Below are 22,413 nucleotides of genomic sequence, written 5' to 3' on the forward strand. Positions count from 1 at the left end.
ACATCCAATGACGCTCCAGCTGTCCGACCGCGACATCCTGGCCGAACTCGAACCGACCGCCGAAGCGAACCTGAACGACCACCTGGCCAAGGCCAAGGACTGGCACCCGCACGACTACGTGCCGTGGGACGAGGGCCGCAACTTCGCCGCGATGGGCGGCATCGACTGGGACCCGGAGCAGTCCCGGCTCAGCGAGGTGGCCAAGGCGGCGATGATCACCAACCTGCTCACCGAGGACAACCTGCCCTCCTACCACCGCGAGCTGGCCGACACCTTCGGCTTCGACAACGCCTGGGGCACCTGGGTCGGGCGCTGGACCGCCGAGGAGAACCGGCACGGCATCGTCATGCGCGACTACCTGGTGGTGACGCGCGCGGTCGACCCGGTCGCGCTCGAGGAAGCCAGGATGGCGCACATGACCGCGGGCATCGCCAAGCCGGAGAAGGGCTCGCAGTTCCTCAAGGGCGTCGCCTACGTCACCTTCCAGGAGCTGGCGACCAGGATCAGCCACCGCAACACCGGCAGGCTGTGCGACGACCCGATCGCCGACCGCATGCTGGCGCGCATCGCGACCGACGAGAACCTGCACATGGTCTTCTACCGCAAGCTCTGCGCGGCCGCCCTCGACCTCACCCCCGACGCGACCATGCGCGCCATCGCCGACGTCGTCCTGCGCTTCCAGATGCCCGGCCTGAACCAGCCCAACTTCCGCCGCAACGCGGTCCTGCTCGCCAAGCACGGCGTCTACGACCTGCGCCAGCACCTCGATGTCGTGCTCGAACCCGTGCTGCGCACCTGGAAGGTCTTCGACCGCACCGACCTCGGCGACGAGGGCGAACGCGCCCGCGACGAACTGCACGCCTACCTGCTCGACCTCGAGGCCAAGGCGACCCGCTTCGAGGAACAGCGCGACCGGGCACTGGCCCGCGCCCTCGAGCGCGCGGCGAGCTGAGGGCGGGGCGGACCTTGGTAAACGGCTGGCGCGGTCACTTAGAGTTGACCGTTATGAAGGAAAAGGGCAGGAAGGTCATCGCGACCAACCGCCGGGCGCGGCACAACTACACGATCCTCGACACCTATGAGGCGGGGATCGCGCTGGTCGGCACCGAAGTGAAGAGCCTGCGCGAAGGCAAGGCGTCCCTCGTCGACGCCTTCGCGACCGTCGACAACGGCGAGGTCTGGCTGCGCGGCCTGCACATTCCGGAGTTCAGCCACGGCACCTGGACCAACCATTCGCCGCGGCGCACCCGCAAGCTGCTGCTGCACAAGCGCGAGATCGAGCACCTGGTCGGCAAGTCGAGGGAGGGCAACCAGACGCTGGTGCCGCTGTCGATGTACTTCTCCGACGGCAAGGTGAAGGTCGAGCTCGCGCTCGCCAAGGGTAAGCAGGACTACGACAAGCGCCAGGACCTCGCCCGCAGGCAGGCCGAGCGGGAGGTCACGCGCGAGATCGGTCGGCGGGTCAAAGGCATGCGTTGATCTCCGTCCTGCTCGCCCTCGTGGCGGCGGCGGGCTACGGAGTCAGCGATTTCTTCGGCGGGATCGCCGCCCGGCGGGTCACCGCCCTGCGGGTGGTCGTCGTGTCCTACCCGTTCTCGGTGCTGCTGGTCCTGCTGATCGCGCCGCTGGTCGGCGGGCACGCGGACGCGGCATCGATGCTGTGGGGCCTGGCCGCGGGCGTGGCCAGCGGGCTGGCGGTGTGGTGGTTCTACGCCGCGCTCGCCGACGGGCCGATGTCGGTGGTGTCGCCGGTGACCGCGGTGCTGGTCGCCGGGATCCCGGTGGTCGCCGGGTTCTTCCTCGGCGAGCGGCCGGGCCCGGCGGCCATCGCGGGGATCGCGCTCGCGCTGGTCGCGGTCGTGCTGGTCAGCCGGGAAGCGCCCGACGAGACGACCGAGGAGATCATCGGCGGGCGGGAACTGCGCTTCACCCGCCGGGTCGCGCTGTTGACCGTCGGTTCCGGCGCCGCGTTCGGATTCGCCTTCTTCTTCCTGCACGAGACCAGCGCGAGTGCCGGGCTGTGGCCGCTGCTCGGCCAGCGCGCCGCCGCGACGGCCGTCGTCTGGACCTCCGCGCTGGCCGCGGGCCAGTTCCGCGGCCTGCACGGAGAACCGCTGCGGCTGGCGCTGGCGGTCGGTGTCCTCGATGTGATCGCCAACGCGGCGCTGCTGTACGCCTTCCACGGATCGTTGCTGTCGGTGGTCAGCGTGATCGGCTCGCTGTATCCGGCCGCGACCGTGCTGCTGGCGATGGTGCTGCTCGGTGAACGGATCAGCACGACGCAGAAGGTGGGCATGGTGCTCGCGCTCGCGGCGGTCGCCATGATCGCCGCGAGCTGACGCCGACTACAGCCGCGTGCAGGGCTCGTGCAGGTTCAGCTTTTCCAGCGTGCTGCCCTGGTAGCCGACCTCGATCGCCCGCGCGCCCATCGGCGCCGCCTTGTCCGGCTCGAACACCGAGGTCCACTCGCCACTCAGATCGGGTTCGTTCGCGCCCGCCGGATGGATGACGACCATGCCCTCACCGTCGGGGCGCAGATCCGTGATCGTGCGGCGCAACCCGGCCCGGGTGAGCTCGCGCTCCTCGGCCGCCGCGATGAGCAGGGCCTTGAGCGGATAGGAGATCGCCCAGCCGAGCGAATAGCCGAAGTTGGCCGGTTCGCGATCGATGGCGGCGCGGGCGTGCCGGGCGCCGACGCTGTCGCCGTTCCAGCTGTCGACCGGGGTCGTGTAGTTGTAGAGCGCCGTCAGCGCGGGGGCCGCGGCGGTCTGCAGCAGCGCCGCGTTCCAGGTCGGCAGCGAGCCGAGGAAGCGGCCGGTGTAGCCCGACTTCACCAGTTTGCCCACGATCTCGGCGGTCTCGGCCGGACCGGTGGCCAGCATGACCAGGTCGGGGTCGGCGGCCAGGATCTCCTCGACCGGCCCGTCCTGATTGCCGACCTCACCGTTGGGGCCGGTGTCGATCCGGTCGGCGATGGTGGCGCCGTTGGCGATCGCCCATTTGAGCGCGCCGCTGGCGTAGTCGCCGCCGTAGTTGCCGCGGTAGGCGACGACGGCGATGTTGTGCGGCGCGTAGTGGGTGCGGGTGAACCAGTCCAGGCCGGTCACCGCCTCGGTGCAGTAGGAATAGCCCGCGCTGAGCACCAGATTGCGGTCGGCGCTGCGGTAGTTCCAGCCCGACCACTGGGTGGCCGCCACGCTGACCATGTCGTCGGCGTCCATCTGATTGAGCATCGCGATGGTCTGGGCGGTACCGAAGCTCATCGCCAGCGCGAGCACGTTCGGCTCGATCTCGGCGTAAGCGGTGCGGTGCGTGCGCGGGTCGAGGGAGGTGTTGCGGGTGTTGGTGGTGATGTCGATGTCGTAGCCGCCGATGCCGCCCGCCTGGTTCACCTGGTTCCAGAACGCCAGCTGGCCCTCGTTCATCGACGCGCCGAGCGCGGTGAACGGGCCGTTCGCCAGGTCGGACAGCACGCCGAGGTAGATGCACCCCCGGTCCTTGTGCGGTGATCCGGGACACGGTGCGCTGGTCACACCCGGCCCGGCGGTCGATTCGCCGGCGGAGCAAGCGGCAGCGAGGACGAGACCGGCCACGACGGGCACAGCCGCCGACCGACGCAGCCGACTGGTGAATGCCATGAGGTAACTCCTTGTTCCAGCCGCACACGGGATCTCGCGCGTCCCGGTCCGGCCGATCGAGAACAGTACCCCGGTCGACCGGCGCGTCTACCCGGATCGGCGGTGCGAATCAGTGTGGTTCGCTGACGAGTCACATCGGCGACACCCCGCGCTGGCAGAAATATCGGGAAGATTCGCGGCGACGGCAGTGTTAACATGACTAGCCCGCACGGTGCGGGCACGTACGGGGCTGAACGGTTTCGACTGCGTACGTTGATTCAGGGGAAGCGTGTCGGTGCAGGCAAGAGACCACCGTAAGCGTCGTTGCAACCAATTAAGCGCCGATTCCAATCAGCGCGAGTACGCCCTCGCTGCCTAAGTAGCAGGTCGTCTCTGTCAGACCGGGTTCGTCCCTCGATCCGGACCCTGGCATCAGCTAGAGGGAATTACCGTTCGGCTCGGTCGCGGAGTCGGACGGGACATCTAACAGCGACTGGGATCGTCATCCGGGCTTGTTCGCGAGACCTGGAGGTCCGAGTAGAGGCAGAGCGAACTGCACACGGAGAAGCCCTGATGGCACGACGGAGGACCCGGGTTCGATTCCCGGCAGCTCCACTCGAGGCCCCTCACCTGGAATCCAGGTGAGGGGCTTTTCGCTTCGGTCTACCCGCCGGCCCTGCGGCGGAAGGTGCGCTTGCCCCCTGCCCCGGACTGGGTGCCGCGCACCTTGGCGGCGTTCTGCCCGGCGCCGCCGACCCCGGCCTTCCCGTTCTTGCGCTCGAGTGCTTCGCGGAACTTCCGCTTGGTCGCTTCTTCCTGCGTTTCGGTTGCGTCACCAGCGGAGAGTTCGGTGGCGGGTTCTAGTTCGTCGGCCATCACCACAGCCTGCCACCTTTCCGTCGATCGTCGAATCCGCAGGCGGGCAACCGCTGTCAGGTCAGGCTCGCCACCCGGGAACCGTTGCCCAGTTCCGTGTTGAGCCCGGCATCGAACACCCAGACGACCTCGGCGGGCGGATTCATGGTGAAGTTCCAGGCATATCTCTCCCCTCCACCCCGGCGGAACCATCGCCACCGGCCGTTGTCACGTTGCGGCGCAACGCTTTCGGTAGACGCTAGAGGAGGTCGAGCTGTGTGACTCTTGCGTAATTCGTAAAGCCACAGGTCAGCGGAGCGGAGGTCGTGTCCGGTCCGGACGGATTCCGTCGATCATTCCCCCGGAACGGCCGGTGGGCGGTCGGGGACGAGGTGGGTGGCCAGGGCGGTGCCGATGGGGATGGCGTTGCTGGTGGCGGGGGAGGTGGGGCCGTGGGTGGTGTAGACGATGATGGTGGTCTGGGTCTTGGTGTCGTAGAGGGCGATGCCGTTGTAGCCGCCGTAGGCGGGGTTCATGTAGAGCCAGTCGGCCAGGTGGACGACGCCGAAGGCGAAGTACTTCTCGGTGGTGAACGGGCCGAGGCCCGCGGTGGAGGGGCCCATCATCTGCTGGAACTGGTCGGGGGTGAGGCGTTCGCCGGTGGCGAGGGCGCGGACCCAGCGGCCGAGGTCGGCGACGGGGGCGTTCATGTTGCCGCTGTGCAGGAAGGCGGTGGGGTTCCAGAAGGTGGAGTCCTCGAAGCCGTTGCGCTCGTTGGTGTAGCCGTGCAGGTACGGCTCGTCGATCGCCGGGTTCAGGACGACCTTGCTGTCGTGCATGCCGAGCGGGATCAGGATGTGCTGGGCGATCAACTCGCCCAGTGGCTTCCCGGTGGCGTTCTGCAGCACCTCGCCGAGGACGACGAGATCGCTGTGCGCGTAGCCGAAGTCGGTGCCGGGTTCGAACAGCGGCGGACGGGCGTTGGCGCGTTCGAACAGCTGGGACGCGGTCCACTCGCGGATCGGGTTCTCGGCGAAGATCTTCAGGAACTCGGGGTCGGTCACGTAGTCGGCGATGCCGGAGGTGCTGTCGGCGAGCATGCGCGGGGTGATCTTGTCCGCGCGCGGGAAGTCGGGCAGCCAGCGGGCGATGGGTTCGTCCATCTTCAGCACGCCGTCGCCGTCGAGCCGCCACAGCACGGTCGACAGCATGGGTTCCATCGGCTGGCCGACGCGCACTTTCATCTCGGGGGTCGCGGGGACACCGAGCGGGGATCCACCGAACGCGCCGAGCGCGATCTGCTCCTCGCCCCGCCAGACCCCGTAGACGGCCGAGCTGACCCCGAGCTCGGTCACCTTGCCGCGCACGATGTCGGTGATCGCGGTGGCCTCGCGACTGTCCGGCGGCGCGGTCGACGACCCGGTGTCGCTGCCGGACCCGCAGGCCGCGGTGCCGAGGACGAGCAGGAACGCGAGCACCGCGGACGCGCTACGGTGCCCCCGGTACCGGGGCGACACGCTCATGACGGCGATCCCTTCGTGGAAGAAAACTCACCCGAGCAGCGCAGTCGAATCTACGCCGCCCCCTTCCGCCGGAACAGCCCATCGGTAGGATCCTGCGAGGCGGGGCGGGCCAGGAGGGATGTGGCTGTGATCGAGGTGTGGGGTGCGCGCGTCGCCGTGCGGTACGCGGACGGCAGGCTGGTGACGACGCCGCTGCGGGCCGACAACGAGACCGCGCTCGATATCGCCGTGGCCGAGCTGGCCCGGATCGCGCTCGCGACCACCGACGACGACCAGCTGGCGATGCTGCTGTTCTTCCGGTCGTCGGAGTTCCGCGTCAACGGCTCGGCGACCGACCGGCATCCGGTCCCGGTGTTCCTCGAGCTCGGGGTGCGTGAGCAGGCGCAGGTGCTGGTCCGGGCGGTCGAACGCGATCTGGTCAGCCTGCGCCGGGTGTTCCCGCCGCGACCGAATCTCGTGCCGCCGCGCCCGGTGCCCGGCCCGAACGGTCCGCGCAGGCCCGATGTGTCGGCCGCGGCGGACCGAATGCGCTTCGCGGGCAACTCGGTCCGCGAGATCGACATCCTGCACGGCTGCGCCCGACCGGACGAATACGTGCTGGAGCTGGCCCAGGCGGGGCACGAGGGCGCGCCGGGACTGGTCGCGATCACCACGCTGCGGCTGCTGTTCGTCTCGGCGTGGGCGATCTACGAGTTCCCGGTCGCCGTGCTCACCGGCGCCGAGGTGCGCACCCCGCCGGGGCAGGTGGTGACGCTGCGCGTGTCGGGCGCGGGCAGCGACCTGGACTTCCTCGACTGGGAGCCCGAGGATTTCGGCCGGGTCGCCGAGGCGCTGCGGCTGGCCTGCGAGATCGAGCACGTCGACGGGTCGATCTCGCCGTCGCTGCCGTCCTCGGCCGACCTGTTCGGCGAATGGCAGCTGCTGGTGGAGCGACGCAAGCTGGGGATGGTCGCCGACGATCCGTTCCGGCGTCAGGCCGTCGGCATCATGCTGGCGATGCCGGGCTGAACACCGGCGCGCCCCGGTGCAGGGCCACCCGCCGCCACGGGCTCGACGGTCGCAGGTGCAGTCCGGCGATCATCCTTCTGCGTTCCGCGATCTGGGTCCTGGCGGCCGAGAGGTCCTGCGCGGCGGCCCAGAAGATGGCGCCGGTGAGGAAGCCGTCGCCGAACTGCCGCCAGTTGCGGTAGTGCTGCCGGGCCCGGTCGAGCCCGGTCAGCATGTGCTCCCACGCCTCGTCCTCGGTGAGGTACCCGGCGGTGCAGGCGGCGCGGGCGATGAAGACCAGCCGGGCCAGGTCCCAGGCGGTCGCGTCGGTCTGCAACGGGGTCGGCAGGCTCTCGGTGATGCCGAGTTTGATCGCCTGCAGCCAGGCGTCGTAGTCGCGGTCGATGCCGGCGGGCCCACGGTAGCCGCGGAAACCCGAGAGGGTGTGCAGGAATTCGCGATGCTCGTCGGCCAGGCCGGTACGGTCGACCCGCCCGGTCTCGGTGGCCGCGGCCACGGCCAGCGGGTGGACGAGCTCGAACAGCGGCGCGTGCATGCCGGCGAGCAGCCTGCGGATGGTGTCGCGCGCGTCCTCGGCGTTGTCGACGCCCCACGATTCGTGCAGGCCCTCGATGGCGGTCTCGCGCCGGGTGGCGGTGCTGTCGTCCTCCTCGGGCAGGAACGCGACCGCGTCGCAGTAGGCGCCCCAGCTGCGCCCGTAGTAGGCGCCGACGGCGAGCGCCCTGATCCGGTCGTCGTCGACCGCCGCACCCGACCAGACATCGGGTTCGTCATCGATGTCGGGGCCGGGAAATCCCGCGACCCGCGGTCGCCGCACTGATCCTGCCGGTTGCATGGAGCCCACCCCTCCGCCGAGCCGAAACGTTGTGCCGCCAGATCTTACGACCGATCCGGCACCGGGTCGCGGTCAGCCCCGATCCACGCCACGGTCGTGCCGCGACGGGTCAGCGCCCGAAGGCGCGCAGCTGGTAGAGCCCGCGCGAGGTGGCGACCGTGGTGCCCGCGCTGTCGGTGACGACCGCCTCCAGGACGAAATCGGACTTGCCGACGGCCGCGGCCTCGGCGGCGACCCGGATGATCTCGTCCTCGCTCAGCGTGGCCTCCGCGCGCAGGTCGGTGCGGGCCATCGCCCGGAACGCGATGTCGAAGGACTTCACCAGCGGATAGAACGCCGAGGTGTCGAAGCTGCCCGCGGTGATCGCACCGCCGAGCACCTCGGCGACGGTGAACTGCACGCCCGCGTAGATGGCACCGAAGTGATTGCCGTTGCCCTCGATCGGCACGGTGGTGACGGCGTGGCCGCGCCCCACCTCGAGCACCCGGACCCCCATCTTCGCGGCGACCGGCATGGCCACCTCGATGACGCTGTTGACGGTGTCGACCAAGTCGTCTGCGGGCATGGGCCGCGTCCTTTCGCGAAACGGGACCTCACTGTCCCGACGCCAGCCAGGGTATCGATTGCGGGCCGGTGGCGGAGCGATTCGTCGGTGGTCGGGGTTACCGTCGAAGGCGTGGCGGAATACCGGGAACGCGCGGCGCGGCTGGATCGCGCCGTCGTGTGGACGCGCGCGGTGGCTGAACCGGCCGGCCCGGTCACGGTGTTCCCCGACGGCTGCATGGACCTGATCTGGACCGAGGGCACGCTGATGGTGGCCGGCCCGGACAGCCGCGCCGTCCAGGTACCCACCGCCAGGGCCGCGGAGTTCGTCGGCATCCGGTTCGCGCCGGGCACCGCGCCCGCGCTGCTGGGCATACCCGCCGTCGAACTGCTCGATCAGCGGGTCGACCTGGCCGACCTCTTCCCCGATCGCCGGGTCCGCGCGCTGGTCGACCGGGTGGACAACGCGCCCGACCGCGTTGCGGCCTTGGAATCGATCGTGTTGCGATTCGCTTCCGACGCGGCACCGCCCGACCCGGCGCTCGCCGGGATCGTCGACGCCATCGCCGCGGGCACCACGGTGGCGCGCACGGCGGCCGCGGCGGGGATGTCCGCGCGTTTGCTGCACCGGCGCTCCCTGGCCGCTTTCGGCTACGGACCCAAGATGTTGGCCCGGATTCTGCGCTTCCAGCGCGCGCTCGCGGCGGTGCGCGCGGGCATTCCGGCGGCGGAAACCGCCGCGGTCACCGGCTTCGCGGACCAGGCGCATCTGTCCAGGGAAGTCCGTGACCTGGCCGGATGCTCGGTGCGCGCGTTACAAGCGGGCTGAGCCTCGTACCCGCGCCCGGAAAGTCTCATTCGGCAAGGTCGTACCGGCGAGTTACGCTCACAAGGCACGCCCCGTCGTATGTGCCAGGCAAGTCCGAACCACCGACGAGAGGATGTGAACCCGATGATCGACGTATCCGTGTACTCCACGCTCCGTATCGAGGCCGAAAGAGACGAAGTCCGTCGACTTGTCGTCGGAGCGGTCGTCGTCCGCCACAACCGGGTGCTCATCCTCCGCCGCCGACGATCGGATTCGCTGAGTGGTCGCTGGGAGCTACCGAGCGGGGTCGTGCAGCCGGGGGAGTCGCTCGACGACGCGGTGGCGCGCGAGGTCTTCGAGGAGACCGGCCTGCGGGTCACTGGGGTCAGCGACTACCTGGGCGAATTCGACTACCTGTCCGGGCGCGGTGCCCGTACGCGGCAGTTCACCTTCGTCGTCGACGTCGCCGCCACCGGACCGGTGACGCTCACCGATCACGACACCCACCTGTGGACCAGGCTGACCGGCGAACCGCCGGTCAGCGACGAGGTCGGCGAGCTGCTCGGCCGCTATCAGCGGCGTCAGCGCGATCCCGGCGGCTGGTCGGCCTATTCGCTGGGCAGCGGGGCGTAGAGGTCGATGCCCTGGCCGTCGGGGTCGGCGAGTGTGGCGTAGCGCTGGCCCCAGACGGCGTCCCACGGCGCGAGTTCTCCGTGATAGCCGGCGTCGACGAGTTCGGCCCAGAGCTTGTCGACCTCGGCCGGGTCGGCGCAGCGGAACGCGATTCCGCTGCGTCCGTGCCCGGTCGGCGGTTGCCAGCCGGGGGTGAACGAGGCGATCACCTGTTCGGTGTCCAGGGCCAGGCGCAGGCCACCGCCGACCTGTGCTTCGGCGTGGCCCTCGGACTCGGCGCCCTCGGGGAACACGAGCCCCAGTTTGCGGTAGAAGGCCACCGAGGCGGCCATATCGGAGACGACGATCGAGACGACATCGAGCTGAGGAGTCATATCCGCAGCGTAGACACGGCCGTGTGGTGTCGTCTTGAACGAATCGGACGTCCGGGCCGCCGGTCTCAGCGGGCCGGGACCGGCACCAGTTCGGCGATCAGATTGCCGATCAGGATCTGCAGGTGGTCGCGAATGCTGCGGACCACCTCGATCGGCTGCCCGGCCGGATCGGCGAGGACCCAGTCCCGGTAGCTGATTCCCGGGAAGTACGGACACACCTCGCCGCAGCCCATGGTGACCACCACATCCGACACCCCGACGGCGTCGTCGGTGAGCGGCTTGGGCCGTTCCCCGGCGATGTCGATGCCGATCTCGGCCATCGCCGCGACGGCGGCGGGGTTCAGCTCGGCCGCCGGGTCGCTGCCCGCGGTCCGCACGTCGATCCGGTCGCCCGCCATCGCCCGTAGGAAGCCCGCCGCCATCTGCGACCTACCCGCATTGTGGACGCAGACGAACAACACGCTGGGAGTGTGGGCCATGGTCGCCCTTTCGGCGCAGGGGCGAAGTGCTTGTGGCGCTTCGGGTATCACCGACCATCATTCCATCCGCACCGGTGGGTGTGGGGGCGACCGGCGACACTGTTGTCCGGCGGATGTCCGCCGTCAGCTCAACGGCCCGAGCACCCGGTTCACATAGTCGTTGGCGAAGACGCCGGTGGGATCGAAGCGGCGGCGCACCTCGGTGAACCGGTCCCATTCGGGGTAGCGGGGGCGCAGCGTCTCGGCGGTCTGGAAGTGCCGCTTACCCCAGTGCGGCCTGCCCTGGTAGCGGTTGAACACCGCCTCGCAGGCGCGGAAGTACGGCTCCCACACCATGCCCTCGTACTGGTGCACGGCGATGTAGCAGGTCTCGCGCCCGCCCGCGGGGGACAGCAGCGCGTCGTCGGGGGCGACCCAGCGCACCTCGATCGGCATCGGCGTGCCGAATCGCTTGGTGACATCGAGGATCTCGCCGATCGCGGCGCGCGCGTGCTCGCGCGGGATGGCGTATTCCATCTCGTTGAACTTCACCAGGCGCGGGGTCGCGAAGACGCGGTAGGACCGGTCGATCTTGCGATTGTTGCTGCCCGCCTTGGTCGCGAGCCGGTGGATCGCCGGGACCGTGGCGGGCACCCGCCTGCCCAGCTTGCACATGGTGTCGTACAGATGATTCGACAGCAGGACGTCGTTGAGCCAGGCGCCCGCCTTGCCGCGCGGCTGCTCGGGTTCGGTGCTGCGGTTGCTCGACTTGGTCATCGCCACATCGGCGTGCGCGAAGGCGAAGAACTCGAAATGGTCACTGCCGTCGGCGAGTTCGTCGAGATTCGCGAGCACGTCGGCGATCGGGACCGGCCGCTCGACGAGGTCGAGCACGAACGAGGGCTCGAGCTGCAGGGTCACCGCGGTGACGATGCCCAGCGCGCCGATGCTGACCCGCGCCGCGCGCCAGCCGTCCGGATCGGTCTCCTCGTTGAGCTCGACCGTGGTGCCGTCGGCGCGCAGGATCTCCACCGAGTGCAGCGCGGCGGAGATGTTGCACAGCTTGGCGCCGGTGCCGTGGGTGCCGGTGGCGGTCGCGCCCGCGATGGTCTGGGTGTCGATATCGCCCAGGTTGGGGAAGGCCAGGCCGTGCGAGTGCAGCAGCGGGCTCGCCGCGTGCAGGGTCAGTCCGGCTTCGACCCGGACGCGGCCGGCCGCGGTGTCGACGTCGAGCACCCGGTCCAGGCCGCCGAGATCGATCAGGGTGCCGTCGGTGAGGACGGCGTCGGTGAACGAATGGCCCGATCCCGCGACGCGCACGGTCCGGCCCGCGGCGGCGGACGCGGTGACGATCTCGGCCAGTTCTTCGACGCCGCGCGGTGCGGCGACGACGGCGGGTGAGCAGCGCTGCTCGCCCGCCCAGTTCACCCAGGAGCTGTTGGTCATGTGTCCAACTGTAGAGGATGGACTGTGACGCGCGCTACTGGTCGTGGGAAGAAGTACTGCTCAGCGGCGTCGGCTGAGGCAGCCCGCCGCCTTGGCGCGCTCGACCTCGTCATCGGTCAGCGGGGCGACGAGCAGGGGCCTGCGCGGCACGGCGTCGGTGCGGACGCCGTTGAGGGTGATGGCCATATAACGCTGCCACACTTCGGAATTCACCGGTCCGGCGAACTCGGCGAAGGAGTTCACCATGTGGATCAGGGCGAAGAAATCGGTGGTGGTGACATCGGGGTGCACGGCCCCCGCGTCGCGCGCGCGATCGATGATCGCGGTGACCGAAGGGCGGATCCGATCGCGCAGTTCGGCGAAGCGGGCCGGGTCTTCCTCGAGCTCGAGCATCACCTCGCCGAAACCGCGATTGGTCGCCAGGTGCTTGCACGCGTCTTCGAAGAACTCCACCAGGCCCAGCCAGGGATCGGGGTTGTTCATGGCGGCGTCGGCGGCGTCGGCGAAGTCGACCATGTGCTGGTCGAAGACCTCGGCGATCAATTCCTTCTTGTTCGCGAAGCGGCGATAGACGGTGCCGACACCGACGCCGGCGCGCTCGGCGACGTCGTCGAGGGTGATCTCCAGGCCGTGATCGGCGAACAGTTCACGCGCGGCGGCGACGATGCGGGCCTGATTGCGCGCGGCGTCGGCGCGCAGTCGGCGGGGTGGTGCGGCAGTCGTCGTGGCGTGATTCACAGGTACATCCTACCAATCGAGGGATTAAGTGGAGGTGGTTTCTCCGTTACTCTGGTAGCTTCGAATGAAGCGGAGGCGGTATCTCCGATTATGCCACCCGAAATCGACCCAGCCGACCTACAAGGGGAGTTATGACCACCACACTCGACACCGGGACGAAGCGTCCCGCGGCCGCGGATACCGGCCGCCGCGGGTCGCACGCCCTGCGCTGGTGGGTGCTTGCCGTCCTCGGCATCGCCCAGCTGATGGTCGTGCTGGACGCGACGATCGTGAACATCGCCCTGCCCGCGGCCCAGGCCGACCTCGGCTTCGGCGACGGTGACCGGCAGTGGGTCATCACCGGCTACGCCCTGGCCTTCGGCAGCCTCCTGCTGCTCGGCGGCAGGCTCAGCGACCTGTTCGGCAGGCGCAACACCTTCATCATCGGCCTGATCGGCTTCGCGGTGGCCTCGGCCATCGGTGGCGCGGCCACCAGCTTCGAGATGCTGGTCGCGGCCCGCGTCGGCCAGGGTGTCTTCGGCGCGCTGCTCGCGCCCGCCGCGCTCTCGCTGCTGACGGTCACCTTCACCGAACCCGGTGAGCGGGCCAAGGCCTTCGGCATCTTCGGCGCCGTCGCCGGTGCCGGTGGCGCCATCGGCCTGCTGCTCGGCGGCGCGCTCACCGAGTGGGCGTCGTGGCGCTGGGCGATGTACGTCAACCTGATCTTCGCGGCCGTCGCCCTGGTCGGCGCCGTGCTGCTGCTGGCCAAGCACACCTCGACCACCCGGCCCAAGCTGGACTGGCCGGGCACGATCGCCGTCACCGCCGCGCTGTTCGGCATCGTCTACGGCTTCTCGCAGGCCGAGTCCGAGGGCTGGACCGCGCCGTCCACGCTGGCCTTCCTGATCGGTGGCACGGTGTTGCTGGCCGCGTTCGCCTGGATCGAGACCCGGGTCGCGCATCCGCTGCTGCCGCTGCGCATCGTGGCCGACCGCACCCGTGGCGCGTCCTACCTGACCGTGTTCATCATGGGCATCGGGATGTTCGCGATCTTCCTGTTCCTGACCTACTACATGCAGCTGACCCTGGGCTACTCGCCGATCATGACCGGCGTCGCGTTCCTGCCGATGGTCGCGGGCATGGTGGCCTCCTCGACCACCGCGCCCTCGCTGCTGCTGCCGAAGGTCGGACCGAAGGTCGTCATCAGCGGTGGCTTCCTGGTCGCCGCGGCGGGCATGCTGTGGCTGACCCGGATCGGTCTCGACAGCGGCTACGCCACCCACATCCTGCCCGCACTGATCCTGCTCGGCCTCGGCCTCGGTGGCGCGATGTCGGTGGCGTTCCAGGGCGCGACCGCCGGTGTGCACCACGACGACGCCGGTGTCGCCTCGGCGATGGTGAACACCAGCCAGCAGGTCGGCGGTTCCATCGGTACCGCGCTGCTGAGCACCATCGCGGCCTCGGCGATGACCGACTACGTGTCCTCGCACCAGCCCGGCCCGCTCACCATGGCGCAGGGCGCGATCGAGAGCTACACCACCAGCTTCTGGTGGGCGACAGCCACATTCGTGCTCGGTGCGATCGTGATCGGCCTGCTGATGCCGAACACGGTGCCCGCGCCGGCCGAAGGTGAGCCGGTGCTCGCGCACTGACCTGCCGGAAACGCCACGACGGCCCGGACCGAGATCGGTCCGGGCCGTCGTGTTTTCCGTGCCCTGGCGGGCTCCGCCGCGTGGGTGCTGGGAGTTTGCCCGCGGCCGCGGTTCCGCCGTCGTTGCGGGCCACCGCCCGTCCGGCTGTCGGTGCGTCTCGATACCATGAGCAACGACCACCATCGGATCGGCAGGGGAGGGCAGCGCATGGCATCGCGGCCCCCGGCGCTCGATCCGGCCGTCCTGGCGGCGATCTCGGTGGGCGGTGGCCTCGGGGCGACGGCGCGTTTCGGCGTCGCGCGGTGGTGGCCGGTGCGGCCGGGGGAGTTCCCGTGGTCGACGCTGACGGTCAACGTCGTCGGCTGCTTCGCGATCGGCGTGCTGATGGTGACGGTCACCGAACTGTGGGCGGCGCCGAAACTGGTGCGCCCGTTCCTGGGAATCGGTGTGCTGGGCGGGTTCACGACTTTCTCCACCTTCGGCCTCGAGCTTCGTAGACTGATCGACACCGGTGCGGTGGCCACGGCGGTGGCCTATCTCGGGCTGTCGATGCTCGCCGGGCTCGGTGCTGTCGTCGTGGCCATGGCCGCAACGAGGTGGGTGGCGGGGCGGACCACATGAATCCGACGACGGAAGGTGCCATCCGATGATCGAGATGTGGGCGCTGGCACGGGGAGGACGAGCATGACGACGGCACTCGTACTGGCGGGCGGGATGCTCGGCGCACCGGCGCGTTACCTGGTCGATCGCTCGGTCTCCGCGCGCTTTCCCACCGGGCTGCCGTGGGGCACGCTAGCCGTTAACATTGTCGGTTCGGCGCTGCTCGGTGGTCTGATCGGCGCGAGTGCCGGCAGTACGCTGCTGGCCTTCGCGGGGACCGGCTTCTGTGGTGCGCTGACCACGTTCAGCACGTTCGGTTACGAGACGATCCGTCTGGTGACCGAGGGCGCCTACGTGTACGCCGTGGGCAATGTCGTGATCAGCGTCGCGGCGAGCCTGGCCGCGGTGTACGCCGCCGCGTCCCTCACCCAGTGGTTGTGCGCATGATCCTCATGACCAGCCGCGCGCAGCCGACACGGAAGGGAACACCCACCATGGCCCACGATCGCGCCGGACGGCCCGCCCGCCCGACCGACCTGGTGGACATCGCCCACCTGGTCACCGCGTACTACAGCCGCGTGCCCGATCCGGCCGAACCGAGTCAGCAGGTCGTGTTCGGCACCTCGGGACACCGCGGCTCGAGCGAGGATTGCGCGTTCAACGAGGCGCACATCATGGCGATCACCCAGGCGATCGTCGAATACCGCGCCACCCGCGGCATCACCGGCCCGGTCTACCTCGCGCGCGACACCCACGCGCTGAGCGAGCCCGCCTGGACCACCGCGCTCGAGGTGCTCGCCGGCAACGACGTCACCGCGGTGGTCGACGCGCGCGACCGCTACACCCCGACCCCGGCGCTGAGTCACGCTGTGCTGCGGCACAACCGGGGCGGCACCAAGCACCAGGCCGATGGCATCGTGGTCACTCCGTCGCACAACCCGCCGCGCGACGGCGGCTTCAAGTACAACCCGCCGCACGGCGGCCCGGCCGACACCAAGGCCACCGATGCCATCGCCGCGCGCGCCAACGAGTTGCTGCGCGGCGGCCTGGCCGGGGTCAAGCGGGTGTCGCTGACCCAGGCGCTGAGCACCCACGTCGAGCGCTACGACTACCTCGACCACTACGTCGCCGACCTGCCGAACGCCCTGAACCTGGACGCGATCCGGGGCGCGGGCATCCGGATGGGCGCCGACCCGATGGGTGGCGCGAGCGTCGACTACTGGGAGGAGATCGGGCAGCGGTTCGATCTCGAACTCGAGGTCGTCAACCCGTTCGTCGACCCGACCTGGCGCTTCATGACCCTCGACAGCGACGGGCAGATCCGGATGGACCCGTCCTCCCGGCACGCCATGGCGGCGCTGGTCGGCATCAAGGACGACTACGACATCTCCACCGGCAACGACGCCGACGCCGACCGGCACGGCATCGTCACCCCCGACGGTGGCCTGATGAACCCCAACCACTTCCTGGCGGTGGCGATCGAGTACCTGGTCGCCAACCGGATGTGGTGGGACGCGCTGACCAAGATCGGCAAGACGGTGGTGAGCTCGTCGATGATCGACCGGGTCGTCAACGTGCTCGGCCGCGACGTCTACGAGGTGCCGGTCGGGTTCAAGTGGTTCGTGCCCGGATTGTTCAGCGGCAGCCTGGCATTCGGCGGCGAGGAGAGCGCGGGCGCGTCCTTCCTGCGGATGGACGGCACCGTGTGGACCACCGACAAGGACGGCATCCTGCTGGCGCTGCTGGCCGCCGAGATCGCCGCCGTCACCGGGCAGACCCCGTCGGCCCGCTACGGCGAGCTCGAACGCCAGTACGGCAGCCCCGCCTACGCGCGCATCGACGCCGCGGCCACCGGCCCACAGAAGGCCAAGCTCGCCGCCCTGACCCCGGACGCCATCACCGGCACCGAGATCGCAGGCGAGGAGATCACCGGCATCCTCACCACCGCGCGCGGCAACGGTGCGTCGCTGGGCGGGCTCAAGGTCACCACCGAGAACGCCTGGTTCGCGGCGCGGCCCTCGGGCACCGAGGACAAATACAAGATCTACGCCGAGTCGTTCCTCGGCGCCGAGCACCTGACCCAGGTGCAGGCCGCCGCCGAGGAGATGGTGACCCAGGCGCTGAGCGAGTGAGCGCACCCGCCAAGGTCCGGCTACCCGCCGAGATCTGGGTCCTGATCGCGGCGGCGTTCGTCATCGCGCTCGGTTTCGGGCTGGTCGCCCCGGTGCTGCCGCAGTACGCGCGCGAGTTCGGCGTCGGTATCGCGGCGGCGTCGGCGATCGTCAGCGCGTTCGCGTTGATGCGGTTGCTGTTCGCGCCCGCCAGCGGGCGGCTGGTGCAGAAGCTGGGCGAGCGGCGGGTGTATCTGGCCGGCATCGTGATCGTCGCGCTGTCGACCGGTGCGTGCGCGCTGGCGCAGACGTATTGGCAACTGCTGGTGCTGCGTTCGCTCGGCGGCGTCGGGTCGACGATGTTCACGGTGTCGTCGATGGCGCTGATCATCCGGGTCTCGCCGCCCGCCGCGCGCGGCCGGGTCTCCGGGGTCTACTCCACCAGCTTCCTGATCGGCTCGCTGCTCGGTCCGCTGGTCGGCGGCGGGCTGGCCGGGCTCGGGCTGCGCGCGCCGTTCCTGATCTACGCCGCCGCGCTGCTGATCGTGTGCCTCATCGTGTTCCTCGGCCTGCGCGAGTCGCCGGTGCTGGCGGCCGAGGAGGGCGCGGCCGGTCCGGCGTTCACCTTCCGGCACGCGTGGTCCGAGCCCGCCTACCGGTCGATCCTGCTGTCGAGTTTCGCCGGTGGCTGTGCCGTGTTCGGCGTGCGGATGGCGTTCGTGCCGCTGCTGGTCGTGGAGATCCTGCACCAGGAATCGGGCATGGCAGGCGTGGCGCTGACGGTCTTCGCGGCGGGCAACGCCGCCGTGCTGTTCGTCTCGGGCCGGCTGTCGGACCGATTCGGGCGCAAACCCTTCCTGATCGCCGGGTCGGCGATCTGCGCGCTCGGCACCGGCGTGCTCGGCTACGCCCCCTCGCTGCCCTGGTTCCTGGCCGCGTCGTTCGTGGCCGGCGTCGGGTCCGGCATGTTCAGCCCGGCCCAGCAGGCCGCGCTGGCCGATGTGATCGGCAACCGTGCCCGCGGCGGTCCGGTGCTTGCGGCGTTCCAGATGGCCGCGGACCTGGGCACGGTGCTCGGGCCGATCGGGATCGGCTGGATCGCCGAGCACACCTCGTTCAGGGTCGGCATGGCCGTCACCGGCGGTGTGCTCGCGGTCTCGGCCACGGTCTGGCTGCTGACGCCCGAACCGTCGCGCATCCGGCACCCCGAGGACCCGGAGCATCCCGATCACGCCGGCGACGGCATCGACCCGCAGTGCACCTGCGACGGCTGTCCCGACGGTGTGCCGGTCGTGCGCGCGGGCCTCGTCCCGTCGCGCAAGCCGCTCGACGCCGACACGCCGACTCGATAGACCCCCAGGTCAGCAGCACAATCGACTGCCCAGGCGCCGCGTCTTCTGGCACTCGAGGCATTGTGGACGGGTGAGCAGCACCGGTTCCCAGCACAATCCACGTCCCGTTTCCAGCAACACCACCTACGCCCTGGCCGCGGTGGCAGTCGTGGTGATCGGGCTCCTCGTGTTCGCCGCGTTCAAGTGGACCAAGCAGGCGCCCACCGAGGTGCGCAACGACGGCTACGGCGCGGTGCGCGACGCCGCCGTGCAGGTCACGACCACGCCGGAGGGCGTCATCCGCCTCGGCAAGCCCGACGCGGCGAAGACCGTCGACATCTTCGAAGACCCCATCTGCCCCGCCTGCGGCGCGATGGAGACGACCTTCGGCCAGGAACTCGCCCAGAAGATCGACGAGGGCAAGCTGGCGGTGAACTACCACTTCGTGACGTTCCTGGACACCCAGTCCAAGAGCAAGGACTACTCCACCCGCGCGTTCGCCGCGAATCTCTGCGTCGCCCAGACCGGTTCGGGCCCCACCTACAGCAAGTTCCACGAGGCGCTGTTCACCACCAAGCAGCCCGAGGAGGGCGGCGACGACCTGAGCAACCCGGCCCTGGCCACCCTGGCCATCGAATCCGGCGCCCCCGAGTCGGTCGGCCCCTGCATCACCAACGGCACCCAGCTCGACGCCGCCCGCACCGCCGCCAAGAAGAACCTCGACGACCTCGACGCCCGCACCGGCAACAAGGCCGCCACCCCCGCCATCTACGACGGCACCACCAAGATCGACTGGACCGACCCGAACTGGGTCGTGAACCTCGCCCCCTGACACCCCCGCGTGAGGTTCGGCACATTCTACTCCGCCCCCACCCTCCCCGCCCCCCACGCAAGCCACACCCGCCCCGCCCGAAACCCCACTTTTTCGCCCTCTACCAGCCGATTTGTTGTCGCCGAGATGCATGGTGTAACTTCATTCAGGCAGCAGCGAGAGCGGCTGAAACAAAAGAACAAGGGGCTATGGCGCAGCTGGTAGCGCACCACACTGGCAGTGTGGGGGTCAGGGGTTCGAGTCCCCTTAGCTCCACCCAATAGCAAGTCAGGCCCGGACTCAGTCCGGGCCTGACCTGTTTGTATCTGGCCCGCGTTACCCCCGTTTGGTCCTGCTTCCCGTCGACACGGCTTGGGCCGTCGGCGGGTCGGGCTTGTCGGTTCAGATCAGGCCGAGCCCGAACGCCAAGTCGCCTCGAGGTTACGACCCGCAGGTCGACGCGAGGCCCGAACCTCGAGGTGGCCGAGTGTCACTGCTTCGGCACGAATCAGCCGACGCGTTGGTCAGACATCCCGCATCGCGGCCAGAGCTGCACGTGCGGCGGTAACCACCAGCGGCCACTCTGAATCGCCGAGGTATGTGGCATCCGGTGCGTTTCCCAGTCGGCCGATCATGGGACCGAGCACCTGGTCCAACTCGATCAGTCGGTCGACCTCTGGTCCGTCGACGAGCACGGTGCCGATCCTGCTGCGAGGGTCGGGGACGACTACGCAGTCGTCGTACAAGATACTGACGTTCACGTCCAGGTCGTCGTAAAAATTCTCTTGCGGGAATTCGTGATCTATCCAGACTCGCCTTTGATAGTCCGGATCGGCGAATGCTTCGAGTGCATCTATCACGGACTTGCGCATCTCGGGATATTGAACATCGGTCATGGTTGATTCCAACTCCTCCAAGTCAGCCATTCACTCAACGGAATATGTGCCATCTCCGGGTTGGTCTTGATGCTTCCGTCGATGGGCTTTCCGTCCCGACCTATCACCTTGCCCCCGGATCGGACGATGACGTGGTCCACCTGTTGCGTCGGATACTGACTGGTGGGGTCGCCCTGGTCGATCCGTATTCCGTTGCCCTGGTCCTTGGGGTCCTCCCAACGCTGCCCGACCTTCTTGCTGTTCGGTTTCCCTTCTCCCCACTCGGTCGGGACTTTATCGGTGGCGGACTTCGGGGGAAATCGTAAGGGATCATCGGGGTTTCCGTCATTATCCAGATCCATTTCAGTGAGCAATATCGGCAGGTCGGCAACGGTGGTCAGTCCACCTTTCGTCAGCACTGCCATGGTGAAGGTGAATCCGCTCAGCGCGGTGAGGAACGTATTGGCGGGACCAGCTAGCGCTCCGGCGGCCTGGTTCAGGAAGTCGATCTCTTCTTGGCGTTCGCTGGGTGTCTTTTGCTCATTCGGCTGCTTTTGCTTCGCTGGTGGCTCTTTGACCCGCACCATTGAAGTCCCGATCTGAATGGCGGTGGCGACCACCACCATGGCGAACTGAGTGTTCATGTCCGAGCGCATCGTGGTCAAAGCAGTCTTGTGGGCGTCGACTCCGGCCGCGATGTCGCGGGCGGCGGCTTCGATCTCGCCTACGCTGGCAGCGAGCGTACGAAGGTGGCCTGCGAGGTTCGGGATGTCTTCCGGGACATCGGAGCCGTAGCCACGCTCCAGTCCAGAGGCGACCGTCAACAGGCGTCCCTTGCCGCCGTACACCGGGTCCGACTGAGCGAAGGTCTTCCACGCGGTTGCAGCACGCGCGAGCTTGTCGGTGTCGCCATCAGGGACCTCGCCACCAGCGACAAGGCCGGTGACTTTTTCTTGCAGTTCAGTCCAGTCTGTCTCGAGTCCGCGACTGTTGGTCCCCGACGACGCGACGCCGGTGACTACGCCCGCGCCATAGGGCAATTCGGAGGGGAATCCACTGGGTAAAGCCGGTGGATCACCCTTTTTGGCGTCGCGGTTGGCTTTGTACTCCCCGCACTTCCAGTTGTAGCCGGCTGCGGTCAATATGTCCCCGAAGTGTTGCAGGGCCGACGCGAAGCTGGTCGCCACCAGCGTCACTGCGGCGGCGCGCTCGTCGTAGGCTTTCGACCACGTCTTGACCGCTTGGTAGCCACCGGCCATCGCGCTGGTTTCCAGCAGGACGGTTTGCAGCGAATTGTAGACGGTTTGGAATTTCTCCGACAGGTCGTAGCATTCCCTGGCCGCGCTCTCATAGGACTGCGGGGAGATCGAGCCCACTGAGTTCAGCCACCGCTCATTCTCAAATTGATCTCCGCGGCCGCACTGTAGGCGTCGCGGGCGGTGACGACAGCGTTGTACATGTCAGTGATTCCTTCGACCACCGCGGCTGCCCCGGTTACCCATTCCCGATAGGCTTCCTCCTGGGCGGTGGCGGCGGCTCCCTGCCAGTTCTGTTGAATGGTGGCGATCCGGTGGTTGATTCCGTCGAGACTTTCGGTGAGGAATCCGATGAATCCATTGGCGCGGGTGACGAGCTGGTCCAGATCGTCGATGTCGAACGTGAAGTCGCGTGTGTCGTCGGCCATCACATGTTCAGTTCCGGTAGGTCGACCGAACTCAGGTCGACGGAATTCGAGATGTCTTGGTTGGCAACGGTTTTGCTTGCGACACCTAAGAGTCCACCCATGGTGTTGAGGGCGTTCAACACGTCGGCGGCGCCCTCCTTGGTTGTAGTCCAGCCGTCCCCGAATGCGTCTGCCGCCGCGCCGCTCCACTTGTCCAGGACACTCGATACGTCGCGGTCGAGCGAACTCAGTCCGTTGATCAGAGAATCCGCGACCTGCTGGATGTAGACACCGGCATCGGTTACCTCGCTGGGAACCATCGCGAAATCTGTTCCGGGCGTACCTGACTCAGTCGACACGCGAGCCCCCTCCTCAATGTATCGAGACCAACGTAGCGACACTCCGGCGCGGAACGCAACAGCAAAAGTGGCGGCGCTCGTGGCCCTTGTGGCAGCGCCGCCCATCTCAGTCGTAGCGGGTCGGGACGCTGCGACGTTCTCTGTAATGCTCTGTTGCTGAACATGATTCGCTGGATCGGCCGCCAGTCGAGCCG

General features: G+C 68.6%; 25 protein-coding genes, 1 tRNA gene and 1 other RNA gene. 14 read left to right on the plus strand and 13 right to left on the minus strand.

Annotation, left to right across the window (positions count from 1 at the left end; genetic code table 11):
* Positions 1 to 7: 7 nt before the first annotated feature.
* The 3 genes from AB0H54_RS08110 to AB0H54_RS08120 are packed head-to-tail and all read left to right on the plus strand — an operon-like array spanning position 8 to position 2,339.
* A complete protein-coding gene (locus tag AB0H54_RS08110) occupies positions 8 to 952 on the plus strand; it encodes an acyl-ACP desaturase (RefSeq protein WP_357343705.1) in 945 nt (314 codons plus the stop codon).
* A gap of 53 nt (positions 953 to 1,005) precedes the next feature.
* Positions 1,006 to 1,479: an SsrA-binding protein SmpB gene (gene smpB / locus AB0H54_RS08115; protein WP_110036321.1), complete on the plus strand. Its 474-nt coding sequence runs from the start codon at positions 1,006 to 1,008 to the stop codon at positions 1,477 to 1,479.
* The gene (locus tag AB0H54_RS08120) at positions 1,476 to 2,339 is read left to right on the plus strand and encodes an EamA family transporter (RefSeq protein WP_357343706.1); all 864 of its coding nucleotides are present in this window, start codon (positions 1,476 to 1,478) and stop codon (positions 2,337 to 2,339) included. The genes smpB and AB0H54_RS08120 overlap by 4 nt, the downstream gene beginning before the upstream one ends.
* Before the next feature lie 6 nt (positions 2,340 to 2,345).
* On the opposite strand, the gene AB0H54_RS08125 is transcribed toward AB0H54_RS08120, so the two are convergent.
* The gene (locus tag AB0H54_RS08125; protein WP_357343708.1) at positions 2,346 to 3,638 is read right to left on the minus strand and encodes an ABC transporter substrate-binding protein; all 1,293 of its coding nucleotides are present in this window, start codon (positions 3,636 to 3,638) and stop codon (positions 2,346 to 2,348) included.
* A gap of 225 nt (positions 3,639 to 3,863) precedes the next feature.
* Here AB0H54_RS08125 and ssrA point away from each other — a divergent pair.
* Positions 3,864 to 4,235: a transfer-messenger RNA gene (gene ssrA / locus AB0H54_RS08130) on the plus strand.
* 45 nt (positions 4,236 to 4,280) lie between these two features.
* On the opposite strand, the gene AB0H54_RS08135 is transcribed toward ssrA, so the two are convergent.
* Positions 4,281 to 4,493: a DUF5302 domain-containing protein gene (locus AB0H54_RS08135; protein ID WP_357343710.1), complete on the minus strand. Its 213-nt coding sequence runs from the start codon at positions 4,491 to 4,493 to the stop codon at positions 4,281 to 4,283.
* Between the two features lie 332 nt (positions 4,494 to 4,825).
* Positions 4,826 to 5,995, minus strand: a complete 1,170-nt coding sequence (locus AB0H54_RS08140; protein ID WP_357343712.1) for a serine hydrolase domain-containing protein — start codon at positions 5,993 to 5,995, stop codon at positions 4,826 to 4,828.
* A gap of 120 nt (positions 5,996 to 6,115) precedes the next feature.
* On the opposite strand from AB0H54_RS08140, the gene AB0H54_RS08145 reads away from it, so the two are divergent.
* Positions 6,116 to 7,003, plus strand: a complete 888-nt coding sequence (locus AB0H54_RS08145) for a hypothetical protein (RefSeq protein WP_357343714.1) — start codon at positions 6,116 to 6,118, stop codon at positions 7,001 to 7,003.
* Here AB0H54_RS08145 and AB0H54_RS08150 read toward each other — a convergent pair.
* Positions 6,981 to 7,820, minus strand: a complete 840-nt coding sequence (locus tag AB0H54_RS08150) for a DUF1266 domain-containing protein (protein ID WP_357343716.1) — start codon at positions 7,818 to 7,820, stop codon at positions 6,981 to 6,983. The genes AB0H54_RS08145 and AB0H54_RS08150 overlap by 23 nt on opposite strands.
* Before the next feature lie 127 nt (positions 7,821 to 7,947).
* Positions 7,948 to 8,403: a DUF4442 domain-containing protein gene (locus AB0H54_RS08155; RefSeq protein WP_357343718.1), complete on the minus strand. Its 456-nt coding sequence runs from the start codon at positions 8,401 to 8,403 to the stop codon at positions 7,948 to 7,950.
* A 111-nt stretch (positions 8,404 to 8,514) separates the two neighbouring features.
* On the opposite strand from AB0H54_RS08155, the gene AB0H54_RS08160 reads away from it, so the two are divergent.
* A complete protein-coding gene (locus AB0H54_RS08160; protein WP_357343720.1) occupies positions 8,515 to 9,210 on the plus strand; it encodes a helix-turn-helix domain-containing protein in 696 nt (231 codons plus the stop codon).
* Positions 9,211 to 9,333: 123 nt separating this feature from the next.
* A complete protein-coding gene (locus AB0H54_RS08165) occupies positions 9,334 to 9,822 on the plus strand; it encodes an NUDIX hydrolase (protein WP_357343722.1) in 489 nt (162 codons plus the stop codon).
* Here AB0H54_RS08165 and AB0H54_RS08170 read toward each other — a convergent pair.
* The 4 genes from AB0H54_RS08170 to AB0H54_RS08185 form a co-directional block, all read right to left on the minus strand.
* Positions 9,798 to 10,196: a VOC family protein gene (locus tag AB0H54_RS08170; protein ID WP_355283013.1), complete on the minus strand. Its 399-nt coding sequence runs from the start codon at positions 10,194 to 10,196 to the stop codon at positions 9,798 to 9,800. The two genes, AB0H54_RS08165 and AB0H54_RS08170, sit on opposite strands and share 25 nt — an antisense overlap.
* Before the next feature lie 65 nt (positions 10,197 to 10,261).
* A complete protein-coding gene (locus AB0H54_RS08175; protein ID WP_357343724.1) occupies positions 10,262 to 10,675 on the minus strand; it encodes an arsenate reductase ArsC in 414 nt (137 codons plus the stop codon).
* A 123-nt stretch (positions 10,676 to 10,798) separates the two neighbouring features.
* Positions 10,799 to 12,100 (minus strand): D-arabinono-1,4-lactone oxidase, encoded by a 1,302-nt coding sequence (locus tag AB0H54_RS08180; protein WP_357343726.1) that lies wholly within the window; start codon positions 12,098 to 12,100, stop codon positions 10,799 to 10,801.
* Positions 12,101 to 12,160: 60 nt separating this feature from the next.
* Positions 12,161 to 12,838: a helix-turn-helix domain-containing protein gene (locus AB0H54_RS08185; protein ID WP_357343727.1), complete on the minus strand. Its 678-nt coding sequence runs from the start codon at positions 12,836 to 12,838 to the stop codon at positions 12,161 to 12,163.
* Positions 12,839 to 12,969: 131 nt separating this feature from the next.
* Here AB0H54_RS08185 and AB0H54_RS08190 point away from each other — a divergent pair, with 131 nt between their 5' ends.
* The 7 genes from AB0H54_RS08190 to AB0H54_RS08220 all read left to right on the plus strand — a co-directional run bounded on the left by AB0H54_RS08190 (position 12,970) and on the right by AB0H54_RS08220 (position 19,598).
* Positions 12,970 to 14,469: an MFS transporter gene (locus AB0H54_RS08190; protein WP_357343729.1), complete on the plus strand. Its 1,500-nt coding sequence runs from the start codon at positions 12,970 to 12,972 to the stop codon at positions 14,467 to 14,469.
* A 207-nt stretch (positions 14,470 to 14,676) separates the two neighbouring features.
* Positions 14,677 to 15,090 (plus strand): fluoride efflux transporter CrcB, encoded by a 414-nt coding sequence (crcB, locus tag AB0H54_RS08195; RefSeq protein WP_357343731.1) that lies wholly within the window; start codon positions 14,677 to 14,679, stop codon positions 15,088 to 15,090.
* A 63-nt stretch (positions 15,091 to 15,153) separates the two neighbouring features.
* Positions 15,154 to 15,516, plus strand: a complete 363-nt coding sequence (gene crcB, locus AB0H54_RS08200; protein ID WP_355282995.1) for a fluoride efflux transporter CrcB — start codon at positions 15,154 to 15,156, stop codon at positions 15,514 to 15,516.
* 47 nt (positions 15,517 to 15,563) lie between these two features.
* Positions 15,564 to 17,201 (plus strand): phosphoglucomutase (alpha-D-glucose-1,6-bisphosphate-dependent), encoded by a 1,638-nt coding sequence (gene pgm, locus AB0H54_RS08205; RefSeq protein ID WP_355282992.1) that lies wholly within the window; start codon positions 15,564 to 15,566, stop codon positions 17,199 to 17,201.
* Positions 17,198 to 18,532, plus strand: coding sequence for an MFS transporter (locus AB0H54_RS08210; RefSeq protein ID WP_357343734.1), 1,335 nt, complete (start codon positions 17,198 to 17,200; stop codon positions 18,530 to 18,532). Before pgm ends, AB0H54_RS08210 begins: the two co-directional genes overlap by 4 nt.
* Before the next feature lie 70 nt (positions 18,533 to 18,602).
* Complete coding sequence (locus AB0H54_RS08215) at positions 18,603 to 19,343, plus strand: thioredoxin domain-containing protein (RefSeq protein WP_357343736.1); 741 nt, start codon at positions 18,603 to 18,605, stop codon at positions 19,341 to 19,343.
* Positions 19,344 to 19,525: 182 nt separating this feature from the next.
* A tRNA-Ala gene (locus tag AB0H54_RS08220) sits at positions 19,526 to 19,598 on the plus strand.
* A 248-nt stretch (positions 19,599 to 19,846) separates the two neighbouring features.
* Here AB0H54_RS08220 and AB0H54_RS08225 read toward each other — a convergent pair.
* From AB0H54_RS08225 to AB0H54_RS08240, 4 genes are read right to left on the minus strand one after another with little or no spacing between them, the layout of a single operon-like run.
* Complete coding sequence (locus tag AB0H54_RS08225) at positions 19,847 to 20,218, minus strand: hypothetical protein (RefSeq protein WP_357343737.1); 372 nt, start codon at positions 20,216 to 20,218, stop codon at positions 19,847 to 19,849.
* Positions 20,215 to 21,573, minus strand: a complete 1,359-nt coding sequence (locus tag AB0H54_RS08230; protein WP_357343739.1) for a hypothetical protein — start codon at positions 21,571 to 21,573, stop codon at positions 20,215 to 20,217. Before AB0H54_RS08230 ends, AB0H54_RS08225 begins: the two co-directional genes overlap by 4 nt.
* A gap of 5 nt (positions 21,574 to 21,578) precedes the next feature.
* Complete coding sequence (locus tag AB0H54_RS08235) at positions 21,579 to 21,881, minus strand: WXG100 family type VII secretion target (RefSeq protein WP_357343741.1); 303 nt, start codon at positions 21,879 to 21,881, stop codon at positions 21,579 to 21,581.
* On the minus strand, positions 21,881 to 22,219 hold the full coding sequence (locus AB0H54_RS08240) for a WXG100 family type VII secretion target (protein ID WP_355282976.1): 339 nt from the start codon (positions 22,217 to 22,219) through the stop codon (positions 21,881 to 21,883). Before AB0H54_RS08240 ends, AB0H54_RS08235 begins: the two co-directional genes overlap by 1 nt.
* Between the last annotated feature and the right edge of the window lie 194 nt (positions 22,220 to 22,413).

The sequence above is a fragment of the Nocardia sp. NPDC050718 genome, assembly GCF_040654235.1.
Lineage (GTDB): Bacteria > Actinomycetota > Actinomycetes > Mycobacteriales > Mycobacteriaceae > Nocardia.